Below are 17,246 nucleotides of genomic sequence, written 5' to 3'. Positions count from 1 at the left end.
CCTTTGACGAATGCGCATGAAGCCGGACCCGACGCGCCGTCGCCGGCCGGTTCAAGCACCCGACCGATTCCTCTGGAGAACCCGATATGTCCGATTCGAATCCGCTGCCGCTGCGCGTGCTGTTCTGCTGCGGCGTGTCGCAGAATTTCTTCGACCTGCCGCGCGAGCGGATCGGCGAAGTGTGGCAGGCGTACGGCGCGATGCTCGCGGCCGTCGAAGCGATGCCCGGCGTGCGCGTGCTCGGCGTGATGGACGACGACCGCCTCGTGGTCGGCCAGGCCGACGGCGCGCCGTGGACCTTCTACATCATGGCCGACGTCGCCGATTTCGACACGACGGTCGCCGTGTGCAACCTGTACCGCACGACGCCCGTCGGCGAATACAACCTGTGGCGCTACGGCAAGATCGAGGCACGCGTGGGCCGCGCGCTGACCGTGCCGCCGGCCGCGCAGCCCGCGGCGTGAGGCGCGCAATGACCGATCCGTCACCTGCCGCGATCGACGCGCTCGCACGGCGCGTCGCGGCGCTCGACGCCGAGCGCGCGGTGCGTGCGACGCTCACGCGCTACATGGCGCTGTGCGACGTGCCCGAAGAGGCCGGCGCCGGCCCGTCGCTGGCCGAGCTGTTCACGGCCGACGCCGTGTGGGAAGGCGTCGGCACGCAGTACGCGCGGAAGTTCGGCCGCGTCGAAGGCCCCACCGCGATCGTCGCGATGCTCGGCCGCTATCTGCCGCCCGATCCGCATTTCGCGGCGAACCTGCACTTCCTGACGTCGGAGTCGATCGAAATCGGCGCCGGCCACGCAAGCGCGCGCGGCCGCTGGATCATGCTGCAGGCGTCGCGCTATGCGGACGGCTCGGCCGAACTGATCGCCGCGCGGCTGACCGTCGATTTCGCGCCGGCCGCCGACGGCGCCGCCTGGCTGATCCGCCATTTCCGCACCGAACGCGTGCTCGACGGCCCGTGGCCGCTCGCCGCCGCGCCACGGTCCTGATGTTTCCCGCTGCTTTCGCACGATACCGACCATGACAGGCTTCATCGACACTTTCACGCTCGGCGGCCCCGGCCCGACGATCGCGATCAAGGACACGATCGACATCGCCGGCCATCCGACCCGCGCGGCGAGCCGCGCGCTCGCCGACGCGCCGCCGGCCGGACGACACGCGGACGTGGTCCGCCTGCTGCTCGACGCCGGCTGGCAGATCGCTGGCAAGGCGAACATGCACGAACTCGCATTCGGCATGACCGGCATCAACGACTACACGGGCACGCCCGTCAATCCGCAGGACGCCACGCGCATTCCGGGCGGCTCGTCGAGCGGCTCCGCATCGCTCGTCGGGCTCGGCGACGTCGACGCGGCGCTCGGCACCGACACCGGCGGCTCGATTCGCGGGCCGGCCGCGTGCTGCGGCGTGGCCGGGCTGAAACCGACGTTCGGCCGCGTGTCGCGGCGCGGCGTCGCGCCCGCCGACACGACGCTCGATTGCGTCGGGCCGTTCGCCCGCGAGATCCGCACGCTCGTCGCGGCGATGGCCGCGATCGCGCCCGACTTCGACCGTGCGCAGGCAGCGGCATGTGCAGCCGGCTGCACGGTCGCGCAAGTCGCCGTCGAAGCCGATCCGGCGATCACCGCCGCGCTCGACGCGGCCGTTCGCGTATCGGGCCTGCGTTCGCACACGATCGTGCTCGATGAAATGCCGGCCGCGTTCGCGGCGGGACTCACCGTGATCAACGCGGAAACGTCGCGCGCGTTCGGCCATCTGGTCGAAACGGGCCGGCTCGGCGCCGATCTCGACGCGCGACTGCGCACGGCCGCGACGACGACACCGGCCGCGCTCGCGGAAGCCGAAGCCGTGCGCGCACGCTTCACCGCGCAGGCCGATGCCGCGCTCGAACAGGCGGACGTGCTGGTGCTGCCGACGCTGCCCGCGTTGCCGATCACGCTGCAGCAGGCGCGCGACGGCGTATCGGTCATCGCGATGTCGTCGCTGATCCGGCCGTTCAACCTCAGCGGCCATCCGGCGCTCAGCCTGCCGCTGCCGCTCGCCGGTTCGCCGTTGAAGGCCGGCTTGCAGATCGTCGGACGCAAGGGCGCGGACGAACGGGTCTGCGCGATCGCGGCACACTTCGAAGCGGCACTGGCCGCATGAACCACGATACGGGCGCCGCTTTCGCCGGCGTGCGCCCTCGAACCACAGGACCCACACCATGTCACACCGAGTCGTCCTCGTCACCGGCGCCGCGCGCGGGCTCGGCGCCGTCATCGCCGAACGCTTTCATGCGGCCGGCTATCGCGTCGCGCTGGCCGACATCGCCGCCGACGCCATTCACGCGCATGCGCGCGAACTCGATCCGAGCGGCGAACGCGCGATCGCGTGGCCGCTCGACGTCACGTCGAAACGCGATTTCGAAGCGGCGCGCGATGCGCTCGTCGCGCGCTGGGGCATGGTCGACGTGCTCGTCAACAACGCGGGCGCATCGAAGGTCGTGCCGGCGATGGAAATCACCGCCGAACAGTTCGACCAGGTGATCGACGTGAACCTGCGCAGCGTGCTGTTCGGCTGCCAGGTGTTCGGCCAGTACTTCGCGCAGCGCGGCGCGGGCCGCATCGTCAACATCGCGTCGCTCGCCGGGCAGAACGGCGGCTCGGCGACGGGCGCGCACTATGCGGCCGCGAAAGGCGGCACGCTGACGCTGACCAAGGTGTTCGCACGCGATCTCGCCGCGCACGGCGTCACCGTCAACGCGATCTCGCCGGGGCCGCTCGATCTGCCGATCGTGTACGAAAGCGTCGCGCCCGACAAACTGCGCCAGGTGCTCGCGAGCCTGCCGGGCGGCAAGCTCGGGTCGGCCGGTTTCGTCGCGGATGCCGCCGTGCTGCTCGCGTCGGGCGACGCGCATTTCGCGAACGGCGCATGCTGGGACATCAACGGCGGGCTGTACATGCGCTGAACGCGCCGAACCTCATCGCGACGATTCCGCGTCGTCGCCCCACACGACCATCACGTCGCGCACCAGCGCGGCGATCGACGTCGCGCCGAGCTTCTCCTTGATGCTCGCGCGATGCACGTCGACGGTCTTCACACTGATCGACAGATCCGAGGCGATCTGCTTGCTGCCCTTGCCGTCCACGACGCCGCGCAGCACTTCCTTCTCGCGCGCGGTCAACGCATCGAGCCGCTGACGCAGCTCGCGGTGGCGCTGGCTCACCGCGTGCCGCTGCTGCGCGAGCCGCAGCGCACGCTGCACGCGCTCGAGCATCTGCTGCGAGTTGTACGGCTTCTCGACGAAATCGATCGCCCCGTTCTGCAGCGCGCGCACCGACATCGGAATGTCGCCGTGCCCGCTGACGAAGATCACCGGCAGCGTCGCGCCGCGCGCATTTAATTCGGCCTGCACGTCGAAGCCGCTTTTCTCGGGCATGCGCACGTCGAGCACGAGGCAGGCGGGCAGATTCACGTCGAAGCGTGCGAGAAAGTCGGCGGCGTTCGCGAAGCCCTCGGACGCGATGCCGACCGATTCGAGCAACCACGCGAGCGACGTCCGCATGCCGCCGTCGTCGTCGACGATGTATACGATCGGTGCGGGTGACGTCATCGCGGGGGTCTCGCTGAATATCGGCATCGGTATCGCACGCGCCGCACGGAAGGCCGGTGGCCGGCGTGTCGTGCGCGTCGTTCGCGTGGGGGATGTGCGGCACATCATAACGAGCCGAAAACCCGCTGAAAACCCCTGCACGTGCCGCACGAACGCGCCATCGCGGTTTTTTTCGCGCGCGGCGACGCGCAGCTAGGTAGAACCTTTAGACGCGTTGGCAGGAACGCCATCCCGATCGTCAATCGTGCGAATGGTCGACCGCATTTTCGCGACGTACGCTTGGGTCATCGTCGGCGATCCGTCGCTGCGCTCGCCGCGCTGCGCCGCTCGCCGCTTTCGTCCACTCAGGAGCGCCCATGTCTTCCACGACCGATATCCCGCGCCCGGCGCGCGTCGAACCGACCGACGCGCAGAAGGCCTTCCGCCAGGCGATGGCCCACCTCGGCGCGGCCGTCAACGTGATCACCACCGCGGGGCCGCACGGCCGCTGCGGGATCACCGCGAGCGCCGTGTGCTCCGTCACCGATGCGCCGCCGACGCTGCTCGTGTGCCTGAACCGGTCGAGTGCGATGCATGCGACCTTCGAGCGCAACCGTCAGGTCTGCATCAACGTGCTGCCGGCCGAGCACGAGCTGCTCGCGCGACACTTCGCGGGGCTCACCGACCTGCCGATGGAACAGCGCTTCGAGCTACCCGTGTGGGATCGCGGCGAACGGGACGTGCCGGTGCTGCGCGATGCGCTCGCGAGCCTGCAGGGCACGATCGCGGAGATGAAGGAAGTCGGCTCGCATTCGGTGATGTTCATCGAGGCGACGTCGATCCGCGTGCGCGACGACGGCGACAGCCTCATCTACTTCAGCCGCGCGTTTCATCGCGTATCGCGCACCGCTTGCGTGCGGTAACGATGCCGGCACGCGGCGCGGCATGCGCGTTCGAGCGGACTACGCGGACGCCCGCAGCGCGCGCTGCCCGGCCGCCAGTGCAGCGCCCGCGAACAGCGTCAGCGCGGAATACACGAGCCCGCGCGCGAGCCCCGCACTGTCCGACACCCAGCCGATCGCGACCGGCCCCGCGATCTGCCCGAACGCGAAGACCGTCGTGAATGCGCTGATGCCCTTCGCCCAGCCGTCGGGCGGCAGGTTGTGCCGCACGAAGGCCGTCGTGGAGGCAACCGCCGACAGGAACGTCGCGCCGAACAGCAAGCCCGACGCGAACGCGGCAGCCGGATGCACGAACAGCGCGGGCATCAGCGTCGCGACGCCGAGCAGCGCGTTGAGCACGGCGAGCGCCTGGCCGCCGCGCATCCGGTCGAGCAGCCCCGACCACAGCCGCGCCGACACGACGGTCGCGACGCCGAGCATCACGTAGAACGCGGCGACGACCGTGCCGCTCATCCCCGCGCCGCGCAGCAGCGCGACGATGAACGTCATGTAGCCGATATAGCCGACGCCGAACAGGCCGTAGCCGGCCAGCGCGAGTGCGAAGCGGGCGGGGCTCGCGGTCGCTGCCGGTTTCGCGCCGTCGGCCGGTGCGACCGGCGCCGCGTGCACGCGCTCGATGCGACGCGCAGCCGACACGGCCACCGCCGAGAACAGCACGCACGCGACCGCGAGTGCGAACCATGCCGGCTGCCAGCCGTGTACGCGATGCACGAGCGTCGCCGGCACGAGCAGCGACGACGCGACGATGCCCCATCCGGTGCCGCCGTAATAGAGGCCGAGCAGCAGCCCTGCGTCGCGCGGCGCGGCGGACGCGAGCCGCGCGGCCAGCACGCCGCCGCTGATGAAGATCGACGCGCTGCCGATACCCGTCGCCAGCCGCTGCGCGAGCAGCGCGTGCATGTCCGACGTGAGCCCGCTCGCGGCCATCAGTACGGCGGTCAGCGCGCAGCCGGCCGCGAGCAGCGTGCCCGCGCGCCAGCGCCGCGACAGCAGCGGAAAGGCAAGCGCACCGATCAGGTAGCCGGCCGCGTTCGCCGTGTTCAGCGCGCCGGCCTGCGCGAACGTCCAGCCGAGATCGGCCTTCATCGGCGGCAGCAGCAGCGCATACGAAAAGCGTGCGAGGCCGAGCGCGATCGCGCTGCCGAGCGACAGACGGATTGCGAGCCGCCACGCGGCCATACGGCCGGGATCGGTTGCGCCGGCGTCCGGCCGCGAGCGGCCGGCACGCTCCGGTTGCGGCACTGCGCGCATCGGGAGTGTCTCCATCGTTGTTCGATTCCGGGGCTTTCGCCGCCGTCGGTCGATCATACTTGAGCCGCCGTGAAACCGGCGCGCGCTGCCGGCAAAAACCCGCCAGCCGGCGCTGGCACGCACTATCGCCCGAGTCCGGCCACGAACGCCGCGAGCAGCGCGCGCCCTTCGGGCCATCCGCCCAACCCCGACGCCGCGTTCAGATGGCCGCGTGCGCCAAGCAGAAGCGGCGTCGCGCCCCGTTCTGCGACCCATTCCAGCGCGCGCCCCGACGGATCGTACGGATCGTCCGTGCTCGCGATCGCCAGCACCGGCGCGCGTCCGAACCGACCGCTCGGCAGGTTCGCAAACGCGGCGGCGGCAACCGGAAAGCGCGGCCCTGCCGGATCGGGCACGGCCACGAGAAACGCGCCGCGCACCGCGCGCGCCGACACCGCATGCCAATGCGCGAACAACAAGCAGCCCAGCGAATGACCGATCACGAGCGGGGGCGTCGCCGCGCTCGCCACGGCCGCGTCCAGCGCCGCTGTCCAGTCGGCCAGGTCGGGCGCATCCCACGAAGCCGGCGCGATCCGCGCGGCGCCGGGAAACATCGTCTCCCAATGACTCTGCCAATGATCCGGTCCCGAATTGCCGATACCCGGCACGATCACGATCGCCTGATCCATCACGCTCTCCGTCAACGAAAAGCCCGAGTGTGACCACGCGCCGGCCGGCACGGAATGGCAAGTCATCGGTTATTGAGACAAAATGCCGATGAATCAACGGTACCGGAGGACCGTCATGCCGGACGAAGCACTGGATCGCCTGGATCTTGCGATCCTCGAAGCGCTGCAGGAGAACGCGCGAACGCCGCTATCGGAAGTGGGCAGGCGCATCGGGCTGTCGCAGCCCGCGACCTCGGAGCGCGTCAAGCGGCTGGAAGAACGCGGCATCATCGCCGGCTACGGCGCACGGATCGATCCGGCGGCGCTGGGGTTGGGCATGACGGCCATCATCCGGCTCAAAACGACTCACGAACACATCAAGCCGGCGCTGCGCACGTTCGCCGAGATGCCGCACGTCATCGAAGTCCACCGCATGACCGGCGACGACTGCTTTCTGCTGAAGGTGCTGGTGCCGACACCGGGCCAACTCGAAACCCTCATCGACGCGATTGCCCGCTTCGGCGCGGTCACGACTTCGCTGGTGCTGCGCTCCGAACCGACCAAGGCGATCGGAAAGGCGTTGCTGGGATGACGTGCGGATCGGCTGCGTGACACATGAATCGGCGGACCGGTTCGAGCGCGAGGCGATCGCGCACGCGTTTTTCTCGAATGACATAAAGCGCATCAATCCTGGCAATTGAATTCAAATTAAAAATAACCTGATTGATTTCGTCGATCCGGATTTCTTCAAATAAAAAAATGATGCGCGATCCGTCGCTCGTTTTATCCGGTTTTTCCAATATATGAACCGCCATTGACCCGTGTTTAGCACGTCATGGCTAAAAACATTGCAGCACATTGCATTCGCAAATTCACCAGACTAATATCGACGCCACTCGTCCGGTATTCACAAAATCCGGAACGAGGAGCGGCAATATTTTTGCCGCGCTTTCATGTTGAATCACTCATGTTCACCACAGGAGAATTGACATGCAGGAAACTCGGCAGATCGAATTGCTTGACTGGATGCAGGAAGACACGCACCCCGAGGCCGTCGACATGATGGTCGAGGACGCCGTGGTGCCGTTCGGCACCGCGCTCTGGCCGGTCTGAGCGGGCCACCCGTTCTCGCGGAAGGGCCGCGGCCCTTCCGCCGCTTCCGGAGATACGCATGCTGAACCTGCACCGCGCGCTCGGCTTTCACCCGGCGCTGCGCGACAAGCTGACACGCGGCGAATCGGGAAAACTGCTGGTCGGCTACGACACCCGCAATCGCGACGTCGCGTTGCGCGCCTTTTCCGCCCTGCCCGACTCGCTCGCCGCGACCACCCTCTGCCTCGAAAGCACCCCGCCCGCCGACATCGCCGCCGCGCTCGTCGACGCCGACCTGTTCGTGCTGCTGTACGACTCGTCGTGCCTGCCGACGCCGTCGCCGAGCGGGCCGCCGTTCCTCGCCGCGATCCGCCCCGCGATCGTCGAGCACTGGAGCAAGTCGGTTTTGTTCAAGGATTACGGCCCGCATCTCGACGAGGCGTTCGCCGAATCGCTCGACGACATCGCCGCACGCAACGGCCGGCTGATCGAGGCCGCCGCACGCGCGTCGCAGATCCGCTTCGTCGACGAAGCCGGCAACGCGCTGACGGGCTCGCTCGCGCCCGACCAGAAATGGACGAGCGTGGACGGCATGGGCAACCTCGACGTCGTGCCCGGCGAGATCGCGACGCACGTGACCGACCTCAACGGCTCGGTCGTGTTCAGCGGCACGTTTCTCGGCACCGTGCCGTTCGCGATCAAGTACAAGGTGGCCGAGCGGCTCGCGACGCTGCATGTAGAACACAGCACGATCGTCGATTTCGACACCGACGATGCGGGCTTCCGGCGCGATTTCTCGACCTATCTCGACCGGCACGCGAATCACCGGCGGATCGAGGAATTCGGCATCGGCACGAACCTCGGCATACGCGGCCTGTACGGCCGCAACGCGGGGTTCGAGGAACGCCATCCGGGGCTGCATCTGGGGCTTGGCGGCGGCGAAAACGGCAGCCACCATCTCGACCTGATCTTCGCGCGCGGCACGCTCGCATTCGACGAACGGATCGTGTTCGACGGCGCGTTCGCCGTCTGACGCAGCGGCGGATTGCTCAGGCTTCGGCGGCCGCCGCGTCGCCGAGCCACTTGAACATCACGAAGCAGTCGACGAAGCCGAGCCGCGCGTGACGGTATGCGCGCGGCAGCCGGCCGACGATCTCGAATCCCAGCTTCTGCCACAGCGCGACCGCGACCTCGTTCGTCGCGACCACCGAATTGAACTGCATCGCGAGAAAACCGCGCTCGCGCGCCACTTGCTGCGAGTGCTCGCACATCAGGCGCGCGAGGCCGCGTCCGCGCGCGGCCTCGCTCACCATGTAGCCGCAGTTGCTCACGTGCTTGCCGGGGCCGGCCGCGTTCGCCTTCAGGTAATACGAGCCGAGCACCACGCCGTCCTCCTCGGCGATCCACGTGCAGAGCGGCGCGTCGAGCCACAGTGCGCGCGCCGCTTCCGGCGTCGGGTCGGGATCGAATGCATAGGTTTCCTGAGCAGCGACGACGGCGCGATAGGTCGGCCAGAAGCGCGCGAAATCGTCGTCGGTCATCGGGCGGATCGTGATCATGCGGGGGCTCTCGTGACGGTGATGTAGACAGGCAAGACGGGCAAACGAGCGATCGTACCGCGATTCGTCGCGGGTCGCCTGCCCGCCGCGCCGCGCCGCGCTGCGCTGCGATATGCGCCCGGCGGCACGCCGTGTCAGCGCGTGGACGCCTGCGAGAAGCTCGACAGATCGCCGAAGCCGAGCCGCTCGGCCACGGCGCGCGCCCCTTCATCGCCCCATCGATACCGGCCGTTTGGCCGAATCGTCACGCGCCATACCGGATGAAAGAATGATCGTCGGCCGGGAAGCGAGCGCCATGCCCTGACATCCCGAGCCATGGCGACGCCGCATGCGCGTCGGCCACCCAGCCATTGCGATGCGAACCGTCTCGCTCCATTTACTTCTTTGTAGTTTATAAGTTACAATGCCCTCCAGGTTCGAACTGCTTCGCTATCAGCGCGACGACGGTCGCGAGCCTTTCACCGAATGGCTGAACGCCGTGCGCGACAAGCTCGCGCAGGCACGAATCCGCGAGCGCCTGCGCCGTGTGCAGGCCGGCAATTTCGGCGACTGCGAGCCGGTCGGCGAAGGCGTGATCGAACTGCGCGTCCATGTCGGCGCCGGCTACCGCGTGTATTTCGGTCGGTACGGCGGCGCCTTGGTGTTGCTGCTGTCCGGCGGCGACAAGGCCGGTCAGTCCGACGACATCAGGCGCGCGAAGGAACACTGGTCGAACTGGAAACGGAGGCAAACATGAACAAGCTCAAAGGCGCGGTATCGCACCACGACGCGGAAGTCGCCGAACTCGGCGCCGATCGCGAGCTCGCGGTCGCCTATCTGCGCGTCGCGATGGAATCGCTCGACGATCCGGAGAACCGCGCGGCCGGTCTGCTCGCGCTGCGCACGGTCGCGGAAGCGTACGGCGGGCTCGGCGCCGTCGCGGCCGAGGCCGGCATCAGCCGCGAATCGCTGTATCGCACGCTGTCCCCGAGCGGCAACCCGACGCTGAAAACCCTGCTCGCGGTGCTCAAGACCGTCGGCCTGCGCCTGTCCGTCGTGCCCGCGCAGCCGTCGCACGCGTAAGAGGCGTACGTCACGCCCTGCCCATTCACGGCGTCACCATCCAGACCAGCAACATCTCGTCCGGCCCGGCCGTCGTCCCCGCCGGCCGATGTGCGATCGTCGGCTCGACCGCCAGCGCGTGCGCAATCGCCGCCGCATCGTCGATCGTCGTCGTGTGCACGAGCGTCATCAGCCGCGCCGGCCGGCGCAGCGTTTCGCGATACAGCGCGCCGTACCACAGCGGCCGCATGCCGAGCGCATCCTGCAACACGTACGGATAACGCCACAGCCGCAGCACGAAGCGGCTTTCCGGGTGGGCCGGATCGACGCGGACGAACACGCGCCGCGTGCTTTCGCCATGCGTGTAGCGCGGCAGCACGGGCAGCGTGTCGACGGGCGCCTGCGGCGCCAGCCAGCGCAGCGCGGTGGCCGGCGACCACGGCGTCGCGCGCTGCCAGCCGGCCTGCGCGAGATGACGGACGAGCGTGTCCGACGTCGCGCTCCATTGCAGCGGCAGATATTCCTCGCGGTCGCCGCCGATCTCGGTGCGCCGCGTCGGCACGCGCTGCCACCCGCCGCGCAGCCACTGGTCGACGGTCATCGCGACCACATCGCCGACATGCGGACGCGCCGCGCGATCGCGCTGCCATTGCGCGGGCACCGTCCATACGCCGGCCGTCGCGAGCACGACGACGACCGCGACGAGCGCGCCGCGCGGCTGCACGTGCTCGCGCACGCGCCAGTACGCATAGGCGCCGGCGAGCAACGCGAACCACGCGAGCCCGAGGCTCCATCCGCCCAGCAGGCCCGACAGCCAGGTATCGCCGACGTACAGCCGCGCGAAGCCGCCGAGCACGATCCACAGCACGACCGCCGTCACGACCGGAATGCGCCACAGCGCGGGCCGGTCGCGCGTGAGCAGCCAGCCGAGGCCGCTGCTCGCGAGGATCGCGAAGGCGGCGTCGGCATCGGGCAGCGGCACGTGCAGCGCACCGGGCGGCAGGCTCGCGGGCGTCGCGCCGGGCACGCCCGCGCCGAACGCCGGCACGAGCACGACGGCGACGCCGACCGTCGCGAGCCACCATGCGGCCGTCAGCCAGCAGCGATGGATCATCAGCCAGACGAGCAACGCGGCCGCGACGATCAGCCCCGTGTCGTGTCCATGCAGGATGGCGAGCGCACTCATCGCGGCGTCCGCGGGCGGCGTGCGCAGGTTCTGCAGGAACGCATACAGCGCGATGTCCGCATGCATCAGCGGATCGTTCGCGACGACGTCCTGCACGATCCCCGCGAACAGCCACACGCAGCCGATGAACAACAGCGCGAGCACGGGCACCGCGCCCGGCAACCCGCGCAGGTACGCGATGCCGTCGTGCAACCGCGCGCCGAACCGCGGCCAGCGGCGCGCGCATGCATGCACGGCTTCGGCGAGCGCGCGGCGCAACAACGGCCAGCCGCGCCGCAGCGCGACGCGCACGCCGATCCACACAAGCGCGACCAGCGCGGCCACGACCAGCAGGATCGCGGCGACCCGCACGCTGATCGCTGCGGCGAGCGCGGCCGACGCGCCGAACAGGATGCCGGGTGCGATGTGGACAGGCGCCCACACGAGCGCCGAGATCACGTTGACCGGATAGAACGACCGGCGCGGCAGCGTCGCACAGCCGACGACGACCGGCACGACTGCACGCACCGGCGCGAGAAAGCGCGCGAGCACGATGCTCTTCATCCCGTGACGCAGCACGAACTCCTCGCCGCGCGCGTAGGCGCTCGCATAGCCGAAGCGCGTCCACGCATTGCGGATCATCCCGCGGTAACGCCGCCCGAGTTCGTAGCTGATCCCGTCGCCGATCACCGCGCCGACGGCCGCGACGCCGATCGTCGCCCATGCGTCGAGCGCGCCCGCGCCGATCAACGCACCGGCCGCGAACATCACGGCGCCGGCCGGCACGATCGTGCCGATCAGCGCGATCGCCTCGGCGCAGGCGGCCACGAACACGATCGCCAGCACGAGCAGCGGATGCGCGCCGATCGCGCCGATCCACGCGTGGATCGTGTCGCTCATCGCACACTCCCGGACGGGGCGGCCCGGTGCGCGAACGGCGGGCCGGCAGGGGGATCGGATACGTTCATCGCGACATGCGCACGCTCGCCGGTGGCGGGGTCAGGGATCAATCGAACTCGTGTTGCCGCGCGTCGGCCTCGAGCGGTGCGTCGTGGTAGCCGACCGTCGCGATCTCGTGCAGATAGCGCGCAAGAAACGCGCCGATCGAGCCGGCGGCCTCGTATTGATGCACGTGCCGGAATTCGTGCGTCAGCAGGCGGCGTGTGTCCTGCCCGCGCAGCACGTACACCGCGTGACCGAGCGTGAGGCCGATCGTCCCGGGCGACAGCAGCCCCGTGTCGCGGGCGATCGCCGCGAGCGTCGGCGTGTCGGGAAACGGCATGCGGTCGACCGCCACCACGCGGATCCGGTCCGGTTGCACGACGCCCACCGTGCGCGCGTCGTCCGCTTGCGCCAGCGTCAGCGGCGCCCCCAGCGCGAGCCCGCGCACCGCCTCCGCTTCGGCCCACGCGACGGCGGCGGGCAATGCGGACGGCAGGATATCGGCAAGATCGATCATCGCAGGGGCTCCTCGGTTCGCGCAGACGGCATCGGGCACCAGTTTAGTCCCGAATCGGAACGGTTCGCGGGGTGGTTCCGGCGCTGCCGCGCAAGCCCGCGTGGGCTGCAACGACCACCGGGAATACCCTGATTCGCATGGGCTGCACACGGTATGCTTTCCCGTGAATTATTTCGCCGCGGTGCACAGTCCGCGATCAACCATCCCGAAAATTTCGCGAACGCGTACCGTTTTCGGGTTCGGGGGCATATATTGATCGGAAGAACGGCCGCGGCGACAACCCGAACAGCAATTCGCGGCGTCATCCCGAAGAGGATCGCTGGAAGATGATCAGGGTAATTCTGGCTGACGATCACGCAGTCATGCGGGACGGGCTGCGTCACATCCTGGAGCGGGCCGGCGGTTTCGAGATCGTCGGCGAGGCGAGCGACGGCGCGGGCACGCTCGCGCTGGCCGAGCGCGCCGCCGCCGACGTGCTGCTGCTCGACCTGTCGATGCCCGCACCGACCGGCATCGAGCTGATCCGGCTGGTCAGGCGTCATGCGCCGTCGCTGCGCACGCTGGTGTTGACGATGCACGCGGAAACCCAGTACGCGGCGCGCGCGTTCAAGGCCGGCGCCACCGGCTACCTGACGAAAGACAGTGCGACCACCGAGCTCGTCGAGGCCGTCGGCAGGGTGGCGGCGGGCGGCGTCTACGTGAGCCCGTCCGCGGCCGAAAGCCTCGCTCACACGCTGCGCGAGCCGGCTCAGACGCTGCCGCACGAGCGACTGTCCGCGCGCGAGCTCGACGTGATGCACCGTATCGTCGCGGGCCAGACCGTCACGCAGATCGCGTCCGAACTCGCGCTGAGCGCGAAGACGGTCAGCACGTACAAGACGCGGATTCTCGAGAAGATGGCGCTGCCGCACGAAGCCGCACTGATCCGCTACGCGGTGCGGCACGATCTCGACTTCGACGCCGACGACGCATGACGGCCACCTTCCGCCTCCCGCCCGCACCGCCGCCGCCGGACGACGACGATCCGGACACGTCGCGCCTGTTCATGTCGTCGCTGCCGCCGGGCCGGCGCGAGCGGCGGCTCGCGCTCGCGACGGTACTCGTCTCGGCCGCGATCTTCGCCGCGCTCGCGCCGTTCGCGGCCCTGCCGCTCGCGCCGGGCGGGGCGTTCATTCCCGTGTACCAGTCGGCGATCGTCGTCAACGACATGGTGACGGCCGGCCTGCTTCTCGGCCAGTACGCGATCCTGCGCGAGAAGCCGCTGCTCGTGCTGGCGGGCGGCTACCTGTTCACGGCGTTCATGGCCGGCACGCACATGCTGACCTTCCCCGGCCTGTTCGCGCCGACCGGCCTGCTCGGCGCCGGCGAACAGACCACCGCATGGCTGTACCTGTTCTGGCATGGCGGCTTTCCGCTGTCGGTCGCCGCGTACGCGCTGCTGCGCGCGACGTCGCGCGGGCGCCCGGCCCCGGCCCCGCAGCGGCGCGCGGCGATTCCGGTCGTCCTCTGCATCGCGGCCGCGGTCGGCGCGACCGTCGCGCTCGCGCTGTTCGCGACCGCCGGCCACGACCTGCTGCCGCGCATCATGAGCGGCAACCGGATGACCGCGACGATGACGAACGCGATCACGGTCGTCTGGGGGCTGAACCTCGTCGCGCTGATGCTGATGTGGCGGCAGCGGCGCCGCCATTCGGTGCTCGACCTGTGGGTGATGACGGTGCTCGTCGCGTGGCTGTTCGACATCGCGCTGTCGTCGATGCTGAATCACGGCCGCTTCGACCTCGGCTTCTATGCGGGGCGCGCGTACGGTCTCGTCGCGTCCGGCGTCGTGCTGTTCGCGATGCTGTTCGAGAACGGTCGGCTGCATGCGCAAACGGTGCGCGCGCTCGCCGGCGCGCGCTACCAGCATCTGCTCGTCGCGCAGAAAAGCGCGCAGTTGAACGATGCGAACGAACGGCTCGAACAGCGCGTCGCCGCGCGCACCGCGCAACTGAGCGCGTCGAACCGCGACCTGCGACGCGAAGTCGAGGAGCGCGTGCGCGCGGAACGGGCGCTGCAGGCGTCGCGCGAGGAACTGCGCGAGATCGCCGCGATCAGCGCCAGCGCGCGCGAAGCCGAGCAGCGCCGCATCGCGCGCGAACTGCACGACGAACTGGCGCAGACGCTCGCGACGCTGAAGAACGATCTCGAATGGCTGATCGACCACGTGCCGCAGGACGACGCGTCGCTCGCGCGCAAGATCGCGGCGATGCATGCGCTCGCGCGCGGCGCGGTGGCCGCGACGCGCCGCATCGCGTCGGACCTGCGTCCGCTGATGCTCGACGATCTCGGCTTCGCGGCGGCGATGCAATGGCTCGTGGAAGATTTCCGGCACCGTCACGGGATTGCCTGTTCGCTGCACGTCGAGCCGCCCGAACTGCAACTCGACGAGCCGTATGCGACGGCCGTGTTCCGCATCGCGCAGGAAGCGCTCGCGAACGTCGCCCGGCACGCGGCCGCGTCGCACGCGAGCGTCGAACTCGTGTCCGGCAGCGAAGCGATCGTGCTGACGATACGCGACGACGGCGCGGGATTCGATCCCGCGGTGCCGCGCAAGTCGGGTTCGTTCGGGCTGGTGGGGTTGCGCGAGCGTGCGTATCTGGTCGGCGGCACGCTGCGGATCGCGACGACGCTCGGCGAAGGCACGACGGTCGAGGTCGAGATTCCGCTGTCGCCGGCGCCAGTCGGGCATGGCGAGCTCGGGGCTTCGCAGCGGTAGATCAGGGCGGCGAAAGCCCCCGCACGACGGTGACTTAGCCGACCGCCTTCATCGAGCGCGCCGCTTTCAGCATGCGCTCGAGTTCCGCGCGGACGTTTACCGCATCGATGTATTCGCCGGTCCGCCGCGCCTCGTCGCGCGATGCCAGTCCACGTGCGACGAACTCGCGCGGCGCGGGGCGCGCAACGTCATCGCAAGACAGGTTCATCGTGGTCGCTTTCTTCATTTCCTGCTCCATTCGTCGCATGTGCATCGCATGGTAGCGCGCTGGCGTACTTGCCGTCGAACCGGCATGCGTCGTCCAGTTTCAAAATTATCGGAAACGGCCGACGCTGCGACAGCGACGCACGCCATCACGCCCGCGCCGCCACCATCCCCCGCTCCGAGCGCGTCCACGCGACCAGCGCGCCGATGCCGAGCAGCGCGAGGCACACGATCGGCACGATCATCGGCCCGAACGCGGTGCCCGTCATCTTGCCCGCGAACGGCATCAGGTTCTGGCTGAAGAAGCCGCCGAGGTTGCCGATCGAGTTGATCGCCGCGACGCTCGCGGCCGCGCGCGCGCCGGTGAAATAGCGCGGCGGCATCGACCAGAAGCACGGATACAGCAGCGGAATGCACGCGCCGCCGAGCACGAGCGCGACGAAGCGCAGCGGCGTCGACGGCAGCAGGAGGCTCAGCAGGAAGCCGAGCGCGCCCAGCGCCGCGACGATCGCGATCGTACGCAGGATGCTCTTCGCGCGACGCAGCTTCGCCGGCAGCCACAGCAGCAGCACCACCGCGAGCGCCCACGGCAGCATGCTCAGGAACCCGTTCGTCGTGCTCGACACGCCGAACGATTTCACGAGCGTCGGCAGCCAGTACGTGACGCCGTACAGCGACGTCGACATCAGCATGTAGGTCGCCGCGAACAGCATCACGCGCGGATCGAGCAGCGCCTTCCACGGCTGGCCGTGCTCGGCCTGCGCCGGCTTCTCGCGCTCCAGCGCGGCCGCGACGATCTGCTTCTCGCGCTCGTCGAGGAACGGCGCTTCGCGGAACGAGGCGGGCAGCACGCGAAACACGACGATCGCGACGATCACCGCCGGGATGCCCGTCGCGACGAACACCCACTGCCAGCCCGCCAGCCCCCACACGCCATTCAGGCTCAGCAGCACGCCGCCGACCAGCGAGCCGAGCATGTTCGCGAGCGCGCTGCCGAGCGTGAAGATGCCGAGCACCTTCGCGCGGTAGCTCTGCGGAAACCACAGCGTCAGGTAATAGATCACGCCCGGATAGAAGCCGGCCTCGGCGATGCCGAGCAGGAAGCGCAGCGAGCAGAACACGGGCATCGACGTCGTGAAGCCCATCAGCACCGTGATGAGCCCCCACGTCAGCATGATCCGCGCGAGCCACACGCGTGCGCCGTAGCGATGCAGCGCGAGCGTGCTCGGCACCTCGAACAGCAGGTAGCCGATGAAGAACAGCGACGACGCGAGCCCGAACGCGGCTTCCGTCATGCCGAGGCTGTGCACCATCTGCAGTTTCGCGAAACCGACGTTCTGCCGGTCGATGAATGCGATCAGGAACATCACGACGAGGATGGGCATCAGGCGCCGCGCCATCTTCGACATGATGCGCCGTTCTTCGGCGGACGCGGGGTCCAGGGTATCGGTAGCGTTCACTTCAGGCTCCTTGCGTGAATCGGTTGCATATCGGTTGAAACGGCACCGCGCGCGACGAACGTGCCGGCGTCG

At 69.2% G+C, this 17,246-nt stretch carries 20 protein-coding genes; 12 read left to right on the top strand and 8 right to left on the bottom strand.

Going from position 1 to position 17,246, the window contains the following annotated elements; all coding sequences use genetic code 11:
* The first annotated feature begins 86 nt into the window (after positions 1-86).
* From WS54_RS02640 to WS54_RS02625, 4 genes are read left to right on the top strand one after another with little or no spacing between them, the layout of a single operon-like run.
* On the top strand, positions 87-464 hold the full coding sequence (locus WS54_RS02640) for a hypothetical protein (RefSeq protein ID WP_034205439.1): 378 nt from the start codon (positions 87-89) through the stop codon (positions 462-464).
* Positions 465-472: 8 nt separating this feature from the next.
* Positions 473-994 carry a nuclear transport factor 2 family protein gene (locus WS54_RS02635; RefSeq protein ID WP_059784491.1) on the top strand — a complete coding sequence of 174 codons (522 nt, stop codon included), beginning with the start codon at positions 473-475 and terminating at the stop codon, positions 992-994.
* Positions 995-1,025: 31 nt separating this feature from the next.
* Positions 1,026-2,150 carry an amidase gene (locus WS54_RS02630; protein WP_059784494.1) on the top strand — a complete coding sequence of 375 codons (1,125 nt, stop codon included), beginning with the start codon at positions 1,026-1,028 and terminating at the stop codon, positions 2,148-2,150.
* A gap of 58 nt (positions 2,151-2,208) precedes the next feature.
* Positions 2,209-2,952 (top strand): SDR family NAD(P)-dependent oxidoreductase, encoded by a 744-nt coding sequence (locus WS54_RS02625; RefSeq protein WP_059784497.1) that lies wholly within the window; start codon positions 2,209-2,211, stop codon positions 2,950-2,952.
* Between the two features lie 12 nt (positions 2,953-2,964).
* Here the strand turns inward: WS54_RS02625 and WS54_RS02620 are convergent, their stop codons facing one another.
* Positions 2,965-3,597 carry a response regulator transcription factor gene (locus tag WS54_RS02620; RefSeq protein WP_034205443.1) on the bottom strand — a complete coding sequence of 211 codons (633 nt, stop codon included), beginning with the start codon at positions 3,595-3,597 and terminating at the stop codon, positions 2,965-2,967.
* A 356-nt stretch (positions 3,598-3,953) separates the two neighbouring features.
* Between WS54_RS02620 and hpaC the strand changes: the two genes are divergently transcribed.
* Positions 3,954-4,499, top strand: coding sequence for a 4-hydroxyphenylacetate 3-monooxygenase, reductase component (gene hpaC, locus WS54_RS02610; protein ID WP_059784499.1), 546 nt, complete (start codon positions 3,954-3,956; stop codon positions 4,497-4,499).
* A 39-nt stretch (positions 4,500-4,538) separates the two neighbouring features.
* Here the strand turns inward: hpaC and WS54_RS02605 are convergent, their stop codons facing one another.
* Complete coding sequence (locus WS54_RS02605; RefSeq protein WP_059784501.1) at positions 4,539-5,789, bottom strand: YbfB/YjiJ family MFS transporter; 1,251 nt, start codon at positions 5,787-5,789, stop codon at positions 4,539-4,541.
* A 122-nt stretch (positions 5,790-5,911) separates the two neighbouring features.
* On the bottom strand, positions 5,912-6,457 hold the full coding sequence (locus WS54_RS02600; protein ID WP_059784504.1) for an RBBP9/YdeN family alpha/beta hydrolase: 546 nt from the start codon (positions 6,455-6,457) through the stop codon (positions 5,912-5,914).
* A gap of 115 nt (positions 6,458-6,572) precedes the next feature.
* On the opposite strand from WS54_RS02600, the gene WS54_RS02595 reads away from it, so the two are divergent.
* From WS54_RS02595 to WS54_RS02590, 3 genes are all read left to right on the top strand, one after another.
* A complete protein-coding gene (locus WS54_RS02595) occupies positions 6,573-7,028 on the top strand; it encodes an Lrp/AsnC family transcriptional regulator (protein WP_059784505.1) in 456 nt (151 codons plus the stop codon).
* A gap of 398 nt (positions 7,029-7,426) precedes the next feature.
* Positions 7,427-7,549, top strand: coding sequence for a hypothetical protein (locus tag WS54_RS34355; RefSeq protein WP_006752127.1), 123 nt, complete (start codon positions 7,427-7,429; stop codon positions 7,547-7,549).
* A 58-nt stretch (positions 7,550-7,607) separates the two neighbouring features.
* Entirely contained in the window at positions 7,608-8,561 is a 954-nt protein-coding gene (locus WS54_RS02590; protein ID WP_059784508.1) for a hypothetical protein, read from the top strand.
* A 16-nt stretch (positions 8,562-8,577) separates the two neighbouring features.
* Here the strand turns inward: WS54_RS02590 and WS54_RS02585 are convergent, their stop codons facing one another.
* On the bottom strand, positions 8,578-9,087 hold the full coding sequence (locus WS54_RS02585; RefSeq protein WP_059784510.1) for a GNAT family N-acetyltransferase: 510 nt from the start codon (positions 9,085-9,087) through the stop codon (positions 8,578-8,580).
* A 403-nt stretch (positions 9,088-9,490) separates the two neighbouring features.
* Between WS54_RS02585 and WS54_RS02580 the strand changes: the two genes are divergently transcribed.
* Positions 9,491-9,823, top strand: a complete 333-nt coding sequence (locus WS54_RS02580; protein WP_059784513.1) for a type II toxin-antitoxin system RelE/ParE family toxin — start codon at positions 9,491-9,493, stop codon at positions 9,821-9,823.
* Positions 9,820-10,149: a helix-turn-helix domain-containing transcriptional regulator gene (locus WS54_RS02575; RefSeq protein ID WP_034205450.1), complete on the top strand. Its 330-nt coding sequence runs from the start codon at positions 9,820-9,822 to the stop codon at positions 10,147-10,149. The genes WS54_RS02580 and WS54_RS02575 overlap by 4 nt, the downstream gene beginning before the upstream one ends.
* Before the next feature lie 25 nt (positions 10,150-10,174).
* Here the strand turns inward: WS54_RS02575 and WS54_RS02570 are convergent, their stop codons facing one another.
* Positions 10,175-12,193 carry a VTT domain-containing protein gene (locus tag WS54_RS02570; RefSeq protein ID WP_059784515.1) on the bottom strand — a complete coding sequence of 673 codons (2,019 nt, stop codon included), beginning with the start codon at positions 12,191-12,193 and terminating at the stop codon, positions 10,175-10,177.
* 106 nt (positions 12,194-12,299) lie between these two features.
* On the bottom strand, positions 12,300-12,752 hold the full coding sequence (locus WS54_RS02565; RefSeq protein ID WP_059784517.1) for a hypothetical protein: 453 nt from the start codon (positions 12,750-12,752) through the stop codon (positions 12,300-12,302).
* Between the two features lie 326 nt (positions 12,753-13,078).
* Between WS54_RS02565 and WS54_RS02555 the strand changes: the two genes are divergently transcribed.
* Together WS54_RS02555 and WS54_RS02550 are read left to right on the top strand one after the other, a co-directional pair.
* Positions 13,079-13,726, top strand: a complete 648-nt coding sequence (locus WS54_RS02555) for a response regulator (protein ID WP_059784519.1) — start codon at positions 13,079-13,081, stop codon at positions 13,724-13,726.
* Positions 13,723-15,510 carry a sensor histidine kinase gene (locus tag WS54_RS02550; protein WP_059784522.1) on the top strand — a complete coding sequence of 596 codons (1,788 nt, stop codon included), beginning with the start codon at positions 13,723-13,725 and terminating at the stop codon, positions 15,508-15,510. Before WS54_RS02555 ends, WS54_RS02550 begins: the two co-directional genes overlap by 4 nt.
* A 34-nt stretch (positions 15,511-15,544) precedes the next feature.
* Here WS54_RS02550 and WS54_RS02545 read toward each other — a convergent pair whose 3' ends face one another.
* Both WS54_RS02545 and WS54_RS02540 read right to left on the bottom strand, forming a co-directional pair.
* Positions 15,545-15,748 carry a prevent-host-death protein gene (locus WS54_RS02545; RefSeq protein WP_236872749.1) on the bottom strand — a complete coding sequence of 68 codons (204 nt, stop codon included), beginning with the start codon at positions 15,746-15,748 and terminating at the stop codon, positions 15,545-15,547.
* A gap of 115 nt (positions 15,749-15,863) precedes the next feature.
* The gene (locus tag WS54_RS02540) at positions 15,864-17,174 is read right to left on the bottom strand and encodes an MFS transporter (protein WP_059784527.1); all 1,311 of its coding nucleotides are present in this window, start codon (positions 17,172-17,174) and stop codon (positions 15,864-15,866) included.
* Between the last annotated feature and the right edge of the window lie 72 nt (positions 17,175-17,246).

The sequence above is a fragment of the Burkholderia sp. NRF60-BP8 genome, from assembly GCF_001522585.2.
Taxonomy (GTDB): domain Bacteria; phylum Pseudomonadota; class Gammaproteobacteria; order Burkholderiales; family Burkholderiaceae; genus Burkholderia.
This window is presented reverse-complemented; position numbering and strand designations above follow the sequence as displayed.

Bases quoted from the DNA above. Each gene is read 5' to 3' on its own strand.
- WS54_RS02585 (WP_059784510.1), bottom strand. From the start codon at position 9,087: ATGATCACGATCCGCCCGATGACCGACGACGATTTCGCGCGCTTCTGG.
- WS54_RS02620 (WP_034205443.1), bottom strand. From the start codon at position 3,597: ATGACGTCACCCGCACCGATCGTATACATCGTCGACGACGACGGCGGC.
- WS54_RS02625 (WP_059784497.1), top strand. From the start codon at position 2,209: ATGTCACACCGAGTCGTCCTCGTCACCGGCGCCGCGCGCGGGCTCGGC.
- WS54_RS02580 (WP_059784513.1), top strand. From the start codon at position 9,491: ATGCCCTCCAGGTTCGAACTGCTTCGCTATCAGCGCGACGACGGTCGC.
- WS54_RS02555 (WP_059784519.1), top strand. From the start codon at position 13,079: ATGATCAGGGTAATTCTGGCTGACGATCACGCAGTCATGCGGGACGGG.
- WS54_RS02575 (WP_034205450.1), top strand. From the start codon at position 9,820: ATGAACAAGCTCAAAGGCGCGGTATCGCACCACGACGCGGAAGTCGCC.
- WS54_RS02640 (WP_034205439.1), top strand. From the start codon at position 87: ATGTCCGATTCGAATCCGCTGCCGCTGCGCGTGCTGTTCTGCTGCGGC.
- WS54_RS02595 (WP_059784505.1), top strand. From the start codon at position 6,573: ATGCCGGACGAAGCACTGGATCGCCTGGATCTTGCGATCCTCGAAGCG.
- hpaC (WP_059784499.1), top strand. From the start codon at position 3,954: ATGTCTTCCACGACCGATATCCCGCGCCCGGCGCGCGTCGAACCGACC.
- WS54_RS02545 (WP_236872749.1), bottom strand. From the start codon at position 15,748: ATGGAGCAGGAAATGAAGAAAGCGACCACGATGAACCTGTCTTGCGAT.
- WS54_RS02605 (WP_059784501.1), bottom strand. From the start codon at position 5,789: ATGCGCGCAGTGCCGCAACCGGAGCGTGCCGGCCGCTCGCGGCCGGAC.
- WS54_RS02550 (WP_059784522.1), top strand. From the start codon at position 13,723: ATGACGGCCACCTTCCGCCTCCCGCCCGCACCGCCGCCGCCGGACGAC.
- WS54_RS34355 (WP_006752127.1), top strand. From the start codon at position 7,427: ATGCAGGAAACTCGGCAGATCGAATTGCTTGACTGGATGCAGGAAGAC.
- WS54_RS02635 (WP_059784491.1), top strand. From the start codon at position 473: ATGACCGATCCGTCACCTGCCGCGATCGACGCGCTCGCACGGCGCGTC.
- WS54_RS02600 (WP_059784504.1), bottom strand. From the start codon at position 6,457: ATGGATCAGGCGATCGTGATCGTGCCGGGTATCGGCAATTCGGGACCG.
- WS54_RS02565 (WP_059784517.1), bottom strand. From the start codon at position 12,752: ATGATCGATCTTGCCGATATCCTGCCGTCCGCATTGCCCGCCGCCGTC.
- WS54_RS02590 (WP_059784508.1), top strand. From the start codon at position 7,608: ATGCTGAACCTGCACCGCGCGCTCGGCTTTCACCCGGCGCTGCGCGAC.
- WS54_RS02570 (WP_059784515.1), bottom strand. From the start codon at position 12,193: ATGAGCGACACGATCCACGCGTGGATCGGCGCGATCGGCGCGCATCCG.
- WS54_RS02630 (WP_059784494.1), top strand. From the start codon at position 1,026: ATGACAGGCTTCATCGACACTTTCACGCTCGGCGGCCCCGGCCCGACG.